The sequence below is a fragment of the Microbispora hainanensis genome (genome assembly GCF_036186745.1).
Classification (GTDB): Bacteria; Actinomycetota; Actinomycetes; order Streptosporangiales; family Streptosporangiaceae; genus Microbispora.
Genome location: NZ_CP108086.1, coordinates 2187559 through 2200039 on the forward strand (window position 1 = coordinate 2187559; position 12481 = coordinate 2200039).

A 12481-nucleotide genomic window follows, 5' to 3' on the forward strand; every position below is an offset into this window, starting at 1 on the left:
GATGGGCCGGTTCGTGGCGCGGCGGCTCGCGCAGGCGGCGGCCGTGGTGCTGGCGGTCTACACGCTCACCTTCGCCGTCTTCTACCTCCTCCCGGCCGACCCCGTACGGATCATGATCGGGCCGGAGAACGGCGTGGACGAGGCGCGGGTGTCCGCGCTGCGCGCCGAGTACGGCCTGGACCGCCCGGCGGCCGAGCGCTACATCGGCGGGCTGCTCCACGCCCTGCACGGCGACTTCGGCACCTCGTTCCAGACCGGGCGGGAGGTCGGCGCGACGATCGCCGAGGCGGCGCCGCGCACGCTCGCGCTGGCGGGTGGCGCGCTGCTGCTGGCGCTCCCGCTCGGCTTCCTGATCGCCTGGTGGGCCGCGCACACCCGGCGGATGTGGCTGCGCCGCTCGCTCGGCGCATTGCCCGGCCTGTCGCTGTCCGTCCCGACCTTCTGGCTCGGGCTGGTGCTGTTGCAGGCGTTCTCGTTCGGGTTGCCGCTGTTCCCCGCCAGGGCCGAGGACGGGCTCGCCGGTCTGGTGCTGCCGGCCGTGACCCTGGCGGTGCCCTCGTCGGCCTTCGTGGCGCAGGTTCTCCTCGAACGGCTGACCGTGGAGATGCGGCAGCCGTACGTGGACACGGCGCGGGCCAAGGGCGCGTCACGGGCGCGGGCGGTGACGGCACACGCGCTGCGCAACGCCGCCATGCCGGCGTTGACGATGACCGCGCTGCTGGTCGGCTGGCTGGTGTCGGGGTCGGTCGTGGTGGAGACCGTCTTCGCACGCAACGGGCTCGGCCGCCTGATCGAGTCGGCGGTCACGACCCGGGACCTGCCCATGCTGCAGGCCCTGGTCGTGGTGACCACGGCGGTCGTCACGCTGCTCACGCTCGCGGTGGACGTGGCCCACCCTCTGGTGGACCCCCGGCTGCGGGAGCGTGCCGCATGACGTTCATGAGGCGGCTCGGCGTCGTGCCGTCGGCCCTCGTGCTCCTGGCGGCCTCGGCCGCCGCGCTCGCGCCCGGCCTGCTCTCCCCCGCCGACCCGCTGCGCGGCGATCTCACGCAGCGGCTGCTGCCTCCGGGGACCGCGCATCCGTTCGGCACGGACGAGCTGGGCAGGGACGTGTTCACCAGAGTCGTGCACGGATCCGCCCCCTCGCTGCAGGCCGCCGTCATCGCGGTGGGCGTCGCCGTCCTCGCCGGCTCGGCGATCGGGCTGGTGGCGGGGACAGCCCGGGGCCGGCTGGACGGACTGGTCATGCGTGCGGTGGAAGTGCTGCTCGCCGTGCCGTCGTTCCTGCTGATCCTGGTGGTCGTGGCGGTGCTCGGGCCGGGGACGCGCGAGGTGGCCCTCGCCGTCGGTGTGTCGGCCGCGGCGGTGTTCTCCCGGGTCATGCGCGCCGAGGTCGTCAGAGTCCGCGGGTCGGGGTACGTCGAGGCCGCCGCGGTGTGTGGAACCGGGCGTGTCACGGTGCTGCTGACCCATGTGCTGCCCAACGCCGCGGGGCCGGTCGCCGCGCTGGCGACGCTCGAACTCGGCAACGCCGTCCTCACCGTCGCCGCCGTGAGCTTTCTCGGCTTCGGGGCCCCGCCCCCGGCGCCCGAATGGGGCTCGCTGGTCGCCGCGGGACGCCCCTTCCTCGCCTCGGCCTGGTGGCTGACGACCGTGCCCGGTCTCGTCGTCGCCGCGGTGGCGCTCGCGGTCAACCACCTCGGCCACGTACTGCGTACGCGATCGGAGACACGATGACACCCCTGCTGGCCGTACGCGGCCTGACCATCCGCTACGGGCCGCCCGGGCGCGGCCGGCCGGCCGTGGACGGCGCCGACCTGACGGTGGAGGCCGGGGAGATCGTGGCGGTGGTCGGCGAGTCGGGGTCGGGCAAGTCCACGCTCGCGCACGCGCTCGCCGGCCTGCTGCCGGACACGGCCAGGGTGACCGGGGGCGTGGTCACCTTCGGCGGCGAGCGGGTGGACGGCCTGCGGGAGCGGGCGTGGCGGCGGCTGCGCGGGCGGCGGATCGCGTTCGTGCCCCAGGATCCGGGAACCGCGCTCAACCCGCTGATGACCGTGCGCGCCCAGCTCGCCGAGGCGCTGCGGCTGACCGGCACCCCACGGCCGGGCGAGGACGCACTCGAGGAGGCGCTCGGCCGGGTGGGCATCCCCGACCCGGCGGCGCTGCTCGGCCGCTACCCGCACCAGCTCTCCGGCGGCTTCCGGCAGCGGGTGCTGCTGGGCATGGCGCTCGCCGGGCGGCCCGCGCTGCTGATCGCCGACGAGCCGACCTCCGCGCTCGACACCACGGTGCAGAAGACCGTGCTCGATCTCGTCCAGAAGGTCGCGGCCAGGGACGGCACCAGCGTCCTCCTGATCACTCACGACCTCGGCGTCGCCGCGGACCGTGCGGACCGCGTGGCCGTCATGACCGAGGGCCGCGTCGTGGAGGAGGGCCCGGCGGACCGGGTGCTCGGCAGTCCGCGGGCCGCCTACACCCGGCTGCTGCTCCGCTCTGCCCCCCAGCCGCTCACCGGGCCCGCACCGGCCCCGGGAGAGCCGCTGCTCGTGGTCCGCGACCTGCGGAAGGTGTATCCGGGCGGCACGATCGCGGTCGAGGGTGCCTCGTTCACGCTGGACCGGGCGAGCACGCTCGGGCTGGTCGGCGCGTCGGGGTCGGGCAAGTCGACCATCGCCCGCGTCGTCACCGGGCTCGTCGAGCCGACGAGCGGGAGCGTGCTGCTGGACGGCGCGCCCGTCAGGGCCGGCCGGGTGCAGTTCGTCGCGCAGAACCCGTACGCGTCACTCGATCCGCTCATGAGCGTGGGCCGCATCGTCGCGGAACCGCTGCGGGCACTGCGCGCGGGCACCCGGGCCGAGCGCCGGGAGCGGGTGCTGCGCCTGCTCGAGGACGTCGGCCTGCCCCCAGAGGTCGCCCGGCGGCGGCCCTCGGCGCTGTCCGGCGGGCAGCGCCAGCGCGTCGCCATCGCCCGGGCCCTGGCGCCGTCGCCCGACGTGATCGTGCTCGACGAGCCGGTGTCCGCCCTGGACACGGTGACCCAGGCGCAGATCCTCGCACTGCTGCGCCGGCTGCAGGACAAGCACGGGATGGCCTACCTGCTCATCTCGCACGACCTCGCCGTGGTGGCCGCCGCCGCGGAACGGCTCGCGGTGATGCGGGACGGCAGGATCGTCGAGTCCGGCCCGACCGCCGACGTGCTCGCCGCGCCCGCGGCGCCGTTCACCCGCGAGCTGCTCGCCGCCATTCCGGGCGGGCCTCGGCGTGGTGGATGACGTCCGCCACCTCGGCCGGGACGCCGGCGAAGACGGCGTGCCCGGCCTCGACGGTCACCTGGGTGAACGCGGTCGCGGGGGCCAGCTCGTCGGCGTGCCGGATCATGACGTCCTGCAGCTCGACGGGCAGCGCCCGGTCGAGGGTGGTGCGGAGGTACGTCCGGGGCACGGTCCCCCAGCGCCCGGCCGTGGCGCCGGTCGCGGTGGTGAGGAACGACATCGGCTGGTCGGGAGTGAGGGAGGCGGCCAGCGCCAGGAAGTCCGGCCGGTCGAGGTCCGAGAAGTAGGCCGCGTGCAGTTCGGCCTGGTACGCGGGGTCGGTGCTGCGCGGATCGATGCGCACGGCGCCGACGGCGGCAGGATCGCCCAGGTAGAGCCCGCCGCCGAGCGCGGTCTTCGCCTCCGGCAGGTCGAGGTAGGCGCCCGAGGAACCCAGCAGGGTGGGGACGAACCCGGCGACGTACACCAGCCCGGCCACCAGCTCGGGGGCGATCTCGGCGACCCGGGTGGCCACCGCCCCGCCCATGCTGTGCGCGGCCACGACCGGCGGGGCGGGAAGCCGGCGCAGCGTGGCCACCACGTCCCGCGCCACGTCGTCGAGGGTCAGGTCCGCGAGTGGGGACACCTCCGTACGCAGCGCCTCGACGTCCCTGGCCAGGTAACTGACGGGGAAGCGGGCTCGGGAGCCGTGGCCCGCCAGGTCGAGCGCCAGGACGCGATGGCCCATGGCGGTCAGCTCCTTCGCGAGAGCCGCGAAGTGCCCGGCCCCGTGCCAGGCCCCGTGGATCAGCACCACGTCACTCGTACCGGTCATGCGACGTCGACCTCCTGCCACACCTCCGTCAGCAGCCGCACCAGCTCGGCGGGACGCTCCTCGGGCACATAGTGTCCGCAATCTTCCACCCAGCGCGCCGACACGTCCGCCACGGCCTCCCGGACCGTGTCCAGCCAGCCGAACCCGACGCCGTGCCGCGCGCCCACCACGAGCGTGGGCACCCGCAGCGGCCCGGCGGCGCACAGCTCGCGGTTGTCGGCGATGTCGGCGGGCAGCGCCCGGTAGTAGCCCATTGTGGCGCGTACCGCCCCGGGGGCGGCCAGGGCACGGGTGTAGACGTCCATCGCCGCGTCGTCGATCGCGTCGGTGACGTACAGGCCCACCGTGTCGCGACGGAACATGAACTCCAGATAGCCGCGCTCGCGGCCGGCGAGCAGGAACTCCGGCAGGTCGGGCACCATGTTGAAGCCGAAGTGCCAGGACCCGCCGGTCAGCGGGTTGGCCGCCGCGAGGCTGTCGCCGAGGCCGGGGATGCCCGCCTCGACGAACGTCAGGCTGCGTACCGCCTCCGGGTGCAGCGCGGCGAGCGGGTAGGCGACCTGGCCGCCGACGTCGTGGCCGACGAGGTGGTAGCGGGTCAGCCCGAGCGCGGCCATGAGCCGGGCGAGGATGCCCGCGACCGTGCGCTTGTCGTATCCGCCGGCCGGCCGCGAGCTCGCCCCGAAGCCCGGCAGGTCGGGGGCCACGACGGTGTGGCGGCCGGCGAGCAGCGGCACCACCTCGCGCCACGCGTGGGCGGTCTGCGGCCACCCGTGGAGGAGCAGCACCGCAGGCCCCTGCCCCGCGACCACGCAGTTGACCACGTGTCCCGGGAGCCGGACGCGTATCGGGGAGAACCCTTCAGCCATGGCGACCATGGTGCCGGACCGGCGGTCCCGTCCGGCGTGGCGCGTTTCCATCTACCGGGAACGCGTCGTTGGGTGCGGGAACCCCGCGTTCCTACGGTCGGCGTGCGGAGGGGTCGCGCTGCCGGGAGGTTACATGATCGAAACGATGAGGGTCCTGAGTTTCTCGCACTTCGTACAGGGGCCCGCGGCCTCGCAGTATCTGGCCGACCTCGGCGCCGACGTCGTCAAGGTCGAGCCGCCCGGCGGGTCGTGGGAGCGCAGGATCGGAAGCGGAGGGATCCGGGCCGCCGGGCGCAGTGTGACGTTCCTGGCGGTCAACAGGAACAAGCGCTCGATCGTCGTCGATCTCAAGCATCCCGACGCCCGCAATGTGCTGCGCCCGCTCATCGAGCGTGCCGACGTGCTGCTGGAGAACTACCGGGGCGGCGCCCTGGAGAAGCTCGGCCTCGGGTACGAGGCGGTGCGGGCGATCAAGCCCGACATCATCTACGCCTCGGCCAGCGGCTGGGGGTCGCGCGGCCCGATGGCCGGGCGGCCGGGGGTGGACCTGCTCGTCCAGGCGCGCACCGGACTGGTGGACGTCACCGGCGACCGCCCCACGGCGGCCGGCACACCCGTCGTGGACCAGCACGGCGCGGCGCTGCTCGCTATGGGCGTGCTGGCCGCTTACGCGCGCAAGCTGACCACCGGCGAGGGCACCCGGGTCGAGTCGAGCCTGCTGGGCGCGGGGCTCGACCTGCAGGCCGAATCGCTCGCGCTGTACTACTCCGGCCGCAGGACGCAGACCGACGTGCGCCGCCCCGCCGAGCTTGCGTGCTGGTCGATTGACGCCCCGTACGGGGTGTATCGGCTGCTGGACGCGTCGATCGTGATCGCGCTGAACGGGTCGGAGGACGGCCTCGGCGACGCGCTCGGCTCCCCCGCGCTCGCCGGCTACGACCAGCCGGCCAGGCGGGCCAAACGGGAGGAGTACACCGCGGCGGTGGCCCGGGTGCTGGCCGGGATGACCTATGCGGAGGTGGCTGCCCGGCTGGAGCCGCTCGGCTTCTGGTTCGAGCGGGTCGCCACCTACGACGACGTGCGTGACGACCCCCAGGTGGCCGCGGAAGAACTGCTGGCCGAGTTCCCGGTGGGCGAGGAACGGGCGACCGTGCTGCGGCACCCGGTCCGCTACGACGGCGAGCTGCCCGGTCTGCGCACGGCGCCACCCGAACTCGGCGCGCACACCGTGGAGGTGCTGCGCGAGGCGGGGTTCTCCGAGGGTGAGGTGGACGGTTTCCTGTCCGCGGGCGTCGTGTTCGCTCCCGGAGGTGGGAAGTGACAGGACGCGTGCTGGTCTGCACCCGGCTCGGCGGGCCCGAAGACCTGGAACTCGCCGACGTGGCGACGCCGAGTCCGGGACCGGGCGAGGTGGTGGTCGCGGTCAGCCACGTGGGGCTGAACTTCCACGACACCCTGATCATCGCGGGCACGCACGTGGTGCAGCCGGAACCGCCTTTCACCCCCGGCAGCGAGTACGCGGGGACGGTGCTGGCCGTCGGCGAGGGGGTCACGTCCGTACGGCCGGGCGACCGCGTGGCGGGCAACGAGGAGTACGGCTGCGCCCGCGACGCCGTGCTGGTGCGGGCGGACCGGGTCACCGTGCTGCCCGGTCACGTCACCGACCGGGACGCCGCGGCGATCCTGGTGACCTACTCGACCGCCTACCACGCCCTCGTCCAGCGGGCCGGGCTGCGCGCGGGCGAGACGCTCGCCGTGCTCGGCGCCGCCGGCGGGGTCGGCTCCGCCGCCGTGGACGTGGGGAACCTGCTCGGCGCCCGGGTGATCGCGGGCGCCTCCACGCCGGAGCGGGCGGAGCCGGCCCGCCGATACGGCGCGCACGAGACCTTCTCCTATGCCGATCCCGTGGACGCGAAGACCGCGATCAAGGAGCTGACCGGCGGGGCCGGCGCGGACGTGGTGTTCGACCCGGTGGGCGGCCCGGTGGCGGAGGCGGCCGTGCGCGCCGTCGCGTGGGGCGGTCGATACCTCGTGATCGGCTTCGCCTCCGGCGGCATCCCGCGCGTCGGGCTGAACATCCCGCTGGTCAAGGGCTCCTCCGTGGTCGGCGTGTTCTGGGGCGAGTTCGTACGGCGGGAGCGCGCCGTCCACGAGCGGAACCTGCGCCAGATCTTCGACTGGGCGGCGGCCGGACGGCTGCGGCACCGCGTCCACGATGTGCTCCCGCTGGAGCAGGGGCCGCGCGCCCTGCGCGAGCTGGCCGACGGCCGGGTCCGCGGCAAGCTGCTGCTGCGGGCCGGCGGTCCGGCGGGATGACGACCACCGTACGGCCGCCGCGCAGGACGAGGGCGGCACTCGCGGCGCTGCTCGGCGGCACTCTGCTCGCGCCGCTCAACTCCTCGATGGTCGCGGTGGCGCTCACCCCGATCCAGCGCGACCTCGGCGAGCCGCTGGCCACCACGACGTGGGTCGTCACCGTCTTCTACCTGACCGCGTGCGTATGCCAGCCGGTGCTCGGCCGGGTGGCGGACCGCGTCGGCCCCCGCAGGCTGTTCGCGGCCGGGATGGCGCTGGCGGCGCTCGCCTCCGCGGCGTCGGCCGCGGCCACGTCGCTGCCGCTGCTCGTGCTGTGCCGATGCGCGCAGGCCGTGGGCGTGTCGGCGGCGTTCCCGTGCGCGATGGTCGTCATCCGGCGCGACGGCGACGCCTCGCGGCTGTCCGCCGTCGCGACGGTCAACACGACCGCCGGAGCGGTCGGTCCGGTGCTCGGCGGGCTGCTGACCTCCTGGGCCGGGTGGCAGGCCGTCTTCTGGATCAACCTGCCGGTCATGCTGGGCGCACTGGTGCTGGCATGGCGCGCGATCGGCCCCGACGAACGGCGGCCCGAGCGCGGCGGCCTGGCCCGCGCGGTCGATCCGGTGGGCGTCGTGCTGTTCGCGGCGACGGTGGTCGGCCTCCTGGTCCTGATGCTCGCGCTCCCGGCGGTCTCGGTTCCGGGCGCGGTCGCGGTGGTCGTCGCCGGAACCGGGTTCCTGTGGTGGGAGCGCCGTGCCGCCGAGCCCTTCGTGGACGTCCGCGCGCTCGCCGCGGCGGGCGGGCCGGTGCCGGTGCTCGGCGCGTTCGTGCTTTTCAACCTGGCCTACTACGGCGCGTTCTACGGGCTGCCGCCGTGGTTGCAGACCGCGCTCGGGTTCGACGCGGCGCAGGCCGGGCTGCTGATCATGCCGATCGCCGCCACGAGCGTCGTGGCGACGGTGCTCGGCGGGCCGGTCATGCGCCGGTTCGGCGCCCGGCCGGCCCTGCTGGCCGGCGGCGGGCTGCTGCTGGCCGGGGTCGCCCTGATCACGACGTTCGGCGCGGCGACGCCCGCGTGGGCCGTCGTGCTCGACGGCGTCGTGCTCGGTGTTCCGTACGGGCTGTGCAACCTCGGCCTGCAGCGGCTGATGTACGAGCGCGCGCCCGCCGGCATGACCGGTGTGGTCGGCGGCCTGTTCCAGTCGGCCCGCTACGTTGGCGCGATCCTCGCGGTCGGGCTGGTCGGCGCGTTCTCCCCCGCCGACCCGTCCGAGCCCGCCGACCCGCGCGGGCTCGCGGTGGCGATGACCGCCGTCGCGGCGGTCGTGATCGTCATACTCGCTCGTGACCTGCGACGCCCGGAAAGGTACGATCAGTGAACCGGTTTTCGACGACCGAAACCAAGATTATCTGCATGAACGCGCCCCGACACGCCCACAAGGCCGGCCGGACGGTGTCCAGTCGGGTCTTCGCCCTGCTCAACGCCTTCTCCCAGGAGCGGCCGGCGCTCCGCCTCGTCGAGCTGACCGCCGTCACCGGGCTGCCGGTCTCAACGGTGCACCGCATCGCGACCGAGCTGGTCGAGCTGGGGGCCTTGAAGAAGGAGCGCGACGGGACCTACCGGATCGGCCTGCGGATGTGGGAGCTGGGCTCGCTGTGCCCGCAGCCGCGCACGCTGCGGGACGTGTCGCTGCCGTTCATCCACGACCTGTACGAGACCACGGGGGAGAACGTCCATCTCGCCGTGCTCGACGGTGACGAGGTCCTCTACGTCGAGCGCGTGTGGGGACGCCGCTCGGTCGGCGTGGTCAGCCGCGTCGGCGGGCGCGCGCCGCTGCACGCCACGGGGGTCGGCAAGGTGCTCCTGGCCCACGCGCCCCGCGAGCTGCAGCAGGCCGTGCTCGCGGCCGGGCTGAAGCGCTACACCCCGCACACGATCGTCATGCCCGGCCTGCTGATGCGGTCGCTCCAGGAGATCCGCGAGACCGGCATCGCCCGCTGCGCCGAGGAGCTGTCGCTGGGGACCGCCTCCGTCGCGGCCCCCATCCACGGACCCGACCGCCGGGTCGTGGCCGCGCTCTCCGTCGTCTCGCACACCGTCACGCACACCCGATCGCTGGCAGCGGTGGAGCCCGCGCTGCGGCTGGCGGCGATGTCGATCTCCCGCGAGCTGGCCAAGGGCTACGCGGGCGGGCCGGAGGCCGCCGGCCCGCCCGGCACCGTCACGCCGATCCGGTCAGCAGCGCGTTAGCCGTCCCCGCCCGGACGGCCGCCGCGTCCCCGGGCCCGAGCCCGAGCGCCGCGACCGTCGCGAGCGGGTCGGTGTCGGCGAGTTCGAACGGATAGTCCGTGCCGACCAGCACGTGGTCGACCCCGAAGTCCTCGACGAGCCGCCGCAACAGCGGAGCCGAGAAGGTGGCGGTGTCGTAGTAGAGACGGCGCAGGTAGTCGCTCGGCGGGAGCGGCGTGGTGCGGGCGACCGGCTTGCGCGACCAGCCGAGGTCCAGCCTGCCGGACAGGGACGGCAGGCACCCCCCGCCGTGCGCCAGGCACAGCCGCAGGTCGTGCCGTTCCAGGACGCCGCCGAACACGAGCCGCGAGACGGCGAGCGCGGTCTCCATCGGGAAGCCCGCGAGCTGGGACAGCCAGTAGTCGGCGAGCCGGGGGCCTCCGGGGACGCTGTTGGGGTGGAGGAAGACGAACGTGCCGCGGTCCGCGAGGAGCTCCCACAGCGGCTCGTGCACGGGATCGTCCAGTTCCCTGCCGAGGCCGCGGCTGCCGATGGCGATGCCCGCGCACCCCAGCTCGTCCAGGCAGCGGCGGGCCTCGTCCGGCGCGGCCGGCGTGCCGAGGGGCACGTACCCGAGCGGGTCGAGCACCCCGCGATGCCCGGCGAGCAACTCGGCGAGCGCGTCGTTGCCCCGGCGGACCACGGCGAGGACGTCCTCCTCATCGACGGCGTCCGCGCACGTCACGAACGGCGGCACCGACACGAGCTGGCGGGTGACGCCCATGCGGCGCATGTCCTCCAGCCGCTCGGCGACGTCGTACTGGGCGGGCGGCAGCGGGATCGGCGCGCCCTTCGGTATCCCGGACACCAGTGGGTCGATTCTGACCACGCCCTCTCCGAGGCCGGACAGGTCGGCGAGGCCGCGGCCGGCCAGCCAGGTCAGCAACGGCATCGGCAGCGCGTGGGCGTGCACGTCGGTCACCCGTCCGGGCACCGGCGGAGTCTCACTCATCGGACCGCCTCGGCGAGCCGGGCGCGGTCGAGCCGTCCCATGAAGTCGCGCGGCAGCCGCTCGGCCGGGACGACCGCGTCGACCACCACGGGGGCGTCGCGCAGCGCGACGCGCACGGGCCCGTCCACGGCGTCGAGCGAGGCGGCGTCCCACGAGGCGATGCCCTCGACGAGCACGGCGACGCTCGCGGGGCCGGTCGGGACGACCGCCGCCGGATGCCCGGTTCGCCGTGACACGGCCGCCTCCAGGTCGCTCGGGCACACGTACGCGTCCGCGATCCGCAGCACGTCCTGGACGCGGTTCACGTAGTGAAGGCGGCCGTCGGCGTCGCGCCGGCAGACGTCGCCGGTGCGCAGCCACCCGTCCACGACCGGCGTGCCCCCGGGGAAGGCATAGGCGTGCGCGATGGTCGCGCCGCGCACCCACAGCTCCCCCGCCTGCCCCGCCGGGAGGTCACGGCCGCCGGGGCCGCACACGCGGACCTCGGTGCCGGGGAACGGCAGGCCGAGCGAGGAGCGCAGGCGCGGGTCCAGGTGGTCGGCCGGGCGGGTCCACGCGATCGTCTTGGGTGCCTCGACCTGGCCGAACACCCCGCACAGCACCTCGCCGAACAGCGCGTGCGCGCGGTCGACCTCCTCGTCGGTCAGCGAGGCCCCGCTGTAGATCACCAGTGCCAGGGACGACCAGTCGTGTGAGGCGGCGTCCGGGTGGGCCAGCAGGGCGCGCAGCGCGGGCGGCATCGCCATCAGCACGGACGGGCGGTGCCGGGCGGCGGCCTCCAGCAGGGCGTCGGGTCCGGGACCTGCCGGGATGACGAACGTCCCGCCCAGCATCAGCGTCGGCAGCACCATGTTGCCGAAGCCGCCGGACACCGACTCCGGGCACAGCACGATCGGCCGCTCCGGCCACGGAAGGGTGTCGCGCAGCGTCGTCGCCACCGCGCCCAGCGCGCCGCCGGACAGCTCGACGCCCTTGACCGGCCCGGTGGCGCCGGAGGTGAACGCCAGACGTACCACCGCGTCCGCGGGCGGGGCCGGACGTACGGCGGGCCCCGGCTCCCGTGCGGCGGTCAGGTCACTATCGGTCAGCACCCGGACCTCCGGATGGGCCCGCAGCCACGCGTCCAGATTCGGGTCGCCCGGCTGGGCGAGTACGGCGTCCGGCGCGACGAGGTCCAGCCGCTCGGCCAGTGCCGCGCCGCGCAGGGCCCCGGGCGGCAGTGCGGCGGACCGGTGACCCGCGACGTAGCAGGCGGCGTTCACCAGCCACTGCAGCGGGTCGTTGGGCCGGATCTGCAGCACCGTGTCACCCGGCCGCAGACCGGCCACGGCCAGCGCGTCCGCCACGCCAAGCACCAGCCGCTCCGCCTCGCCGTAGGTCAGCTCGGCGCTTCCGTGCCGGAACGCGACGTGCCCCGGGTGGGCGCGCAGCGCGTCGAGCACCAGCTCGCCGATGGCCTTCACAGCCGCTCGTCCGGCATGACGGCGCCGCAGGACTTGCAGGTCCTCGCGTCGAGGCTGCCGTAGAACCGCTGGTAGGCGCCCGCCACCGGGTCGGTGCGGTAGTCGCTGACGTGGACGGCCTCCTCGTGCAGGAACTCATCGCAGGAAGGACAGAACCAGCGGAAGCGGTCGAGTTCGCCCGGCCGCCGGAGCCGTTCGATGACCAGCACGAACGCGTCCGGCGCGAACCGGGGCGAATGGGCGATGCCGGTCGGTGTGAAGATGGTCCCGCCCTCGGGGATGACCGCGATGTCCGAGCCGCCCTCCGGCTTGCGGTAGTGGAGGTTCATGGAGCCCCGCACCATGAACATCACCTCGTCGCTCGGGTTGAGGTGGAACTCGCTGCGGTATTCGCGCCCACGGGCGATGAAGGCGAGTGACTCGCTCTCCTGCCACAGCACCTTGACCCGCCTGCCGCTCTCCTGCAGCTCGTCGGCCGCCTTCCGCAACTCGACGATGGGCATCTGGCTGGGGTGCATCGTTA

The 12481-nt window shown here is 74.5% G+C and carries 12 protein-coding genes; 7 read left to right on the plus strand and 5 right to left on the minus strand.

Translation table 11 applies throughout. The annotated features are described in order from the left end of the window. Window position 1 precedes the first annotated feature (1 nt). Genes OHB01_RS10010 through OHB01_RS10020 form a run of 3 tightly spaced genes read left to right on the plus strand, consistent with a single transcriptional unit; the run spans window position 2 to window position 3275 of the window. Complete coding sequence (locus OHB01_RS10010) at window positions 2–934, plus strand: ABC transporter permease (RefSeq protein WP_189182149.1); 933 nt, start codon at window positions 2–4, stop codon at window positions 932–934. After that, window positions 931–1737, plus strand: a complete 807-nt coding sequence (locus OHB01_RS10015) for an ABC transporter permease (RefSeq protein WP_203950456.1) — start codon at window positions 931–933, stop codon at window positions 1735–1737. Before OHB01_RS10010 ends, OHB01_RS10015 begins: the two co-directional genes overlap by 4 nt. Continuing rightward, a complete protein-coding gene (locus OHB01_RS10020) occupies window positions 1734–3275 on the plus strand; it encodes an ABC transporter ATP-binding protein (protein WP_328855248.1) in 1542 nt (513 codons plus the stop codon). The genes OHB01_RS10015 and OHB01_RS10020 overlap by 4 nt, the downstream gene beginning before the upstream one ends. Here OHB01_RS10020 and OHB01_RS10025 read toward each other — a convergent pair. Continuing rightward, window positions 3223–4089: an alpha/beta hydrolase gene (locus tag OHB01_RS10025; RefSeq protein WP_189182147.1), complete on the minus strand. Its 867-nt coding sequence runs from the start codon at window positions 4087–4089 to the stop codon at window positions 3223–3225. The genes OHB01_RS10020 and OHB01_RS10025 overlap by 53 nt on opposite strands. Then, complete coding sequence (locus tag OHB01_RS10030) at window positions 4086–4958, minus strand: alpha/beta fold hydrolase (RefSeq protein WP_189182146.1); 873 nt, start codon at window positions 4956–4958, stop codon at window positions 4086–4088. The genes OHB01_RS10025 and OHB01_RS10030 overlap by 4 nt, the downstream gene beginning before the upstream one ends. Window positions 4959–5103: 145 nt before the next feature. Between OHB01_RS10030 and OHB01_RS10035 the strand changes: the two genes are divergently transcribed. From OHB01_RS10035 to OHB01_RS10050, 4 genes are read left to right on the plus strand one after another with little or no spacing between them, the layout of a single operon-like run. Beyond that, window positions 5104–6279 carry a CoA transferase gene (locus OHB01_RS10035; RefSeq protein ID WP_328708783.1) on the plus strand — a complete coding sequence of 392 codons (1176 nt, stop codon included), beginning with the start codon at window positions 5104–5106 and terminating at the stop codon, window positions 6277–6279. After that, on the plus strand, window positions 6276–7274 hold the full coding sequence (locus OHB01_RS10040; RefSeq protein WP_328708782.1) for an NADPH:quinone oxidoreductase family protein: 999 nt from the start codon (window positions 6276–6278) through the stop codon (window positions 7272–7274). Before OHB01_RS10035 ends, OHB01_RS10040 begins: the two co-directional genes overlap by 4 nt. Beyond that, window positions 7271–8632: an MFS transporter gene (locus OHB01_RS10045; protein ID WP_328855249.1), complete on the plus strand. Its 1362-nt coding sequence runs from the start codon at window positions 7271–7273 to the stop codon at window positions 8630–8632. Before OHB01_RS10040 ends, OHB01_RS10045 begins: the two co-directional genes overlap by 4 nt. A gap of 35 nt (window positions 8633–8667) precedes the next feature. After that, on the plus strand, window positions 8668–9504 hold the full coding sequence (locus OHB01_RS10050; RefSeq protein WP_328708780.1) for an IclR family transcriptional regulator: 837 nt from the start codon (window positions 8668–8670) through the stop codon (window positions 9502–9504). Here the strand turns inward: OHB01_RS10050 and OHB01_RS10055 are convergent. Genes OHB01_RS10055 through OHB01_RS10065 form a run of 3 tightly spaced genes read right to left on the minus strand, consistent with a single transcriptional unit; the run spans window position 9476 to window position 12476 of the window. Beyond that, complete coding sequence (locus tag OHB01_RS10055; protein ID WP_328855250.1) at window positions 9476–10495, minus strand: amidohydrolase family protein; 1020 nt, start codon at window positions 10493–10495, stop codon at window positions 9476–9478. The two genes, OHB01_RS10050 and OHB01_RS10055, sit on opposite strands and share 29 nt — an antisense overlap. Next, entirely contained in the window at window positions 10492–11958 is a 1467-nt protein-coding gene (locus OHB01_RS10060; protein ID WP_328708778.1) for a class I adenylate-forming enzyme family protein, read from the minus strand. The genes OHB01_RS10055 and OHB01_RS10060 overlap by 4 nt, the downstream gene beginning before the upstream one ends. Beyond that, entirely contained in the window at window positions 11955–12476 is a 522-nt protein-coding gene (locus OHB01_RS10065; RefSeq protein WP_189182141.1) for a 3-hydroxyanthranilate 3,4-dioxygenase, read from the minus strand. Before OHB01_RS10065 ends, OHB01_RS10060 begins: the two co-directional genes overlap by 4 nt. Window positions 12477–12481: the final 5 nt, after the last annotated feature.

Bases quoted from the DNA above. Each gene is read 5' to 3' on its own strand.
- OHB01_RS10010 (WP_189182149.1), top strand. From the start codon at position 2: ATGGGCCGGTTCGTGGCGCGGCGGCTCGCGCAGGCGGCGGCCGTGGTG.
- OHB01_RS10015 (WP_203950456.1), top strand. From the start codon at position 931: ATGACGTTCATGAGGCGGCTCGGCGTCGTGCCGTCGGCCCTCGTGCTC.
- OHB01_RS10020 (WP_328855248.1), top strand. From the start codon at position 1,734: ATGACACCCCTGCTGGCCGTACGCGGCCTGACCATCCGCTACGGGCCG.
- OHB01_RS10025 (WP_189182147.1), bottom strand. From the start codon at position 4,089: ATGACCGGTACGAGTGACGTGGTGCTGATCCACGGGGCCTGGCACGGG.
- OHB01_RS10030 (WP_189182146.1), bottom strand. From the start codon at position 4,958: ATGGCTGAAGGGTTCTCCCCGATACGCGTCCGGCTCCCGGGACACGTG.
- OHB01_RS10035 (WP_328708783.1), top strand. From the start codon at position 5,104: ATGAGGGTCCTGAGTTTCTCGCACTTCGTACAGGGGCCCGCGGCCTCG.
- OHB01_RS10045 (WP_328855249.1), top strand. From the start codon at position 7,271: ATGACGACCACCGTACGGCCGCCGCGCAGGACGAGGGCGGCACTCGCG.
- OHB01_RS10050 (WP_328708780.1), top strand. From the start codon at position 8,668: ATGAACGCGCCCCGACACGCCCACAAGGCCGGCCGGACGGTGTCCAGT.
- OHB01_RS10055 (WP_328855250.1), bottom strand. From the start codon at position 10,495: ATGAGTGAGACTCCGCCGGTGCCCGGACGGGTGACCGACGTGCACGCC.
- OHB01_RS10065 (WP_189182141.1), bottom strand. From the start codon at position 12,476: ATGCACCCCAGCCAGATGCCCATCGTCGAGTTGCGGAAGGCGGCCGAC.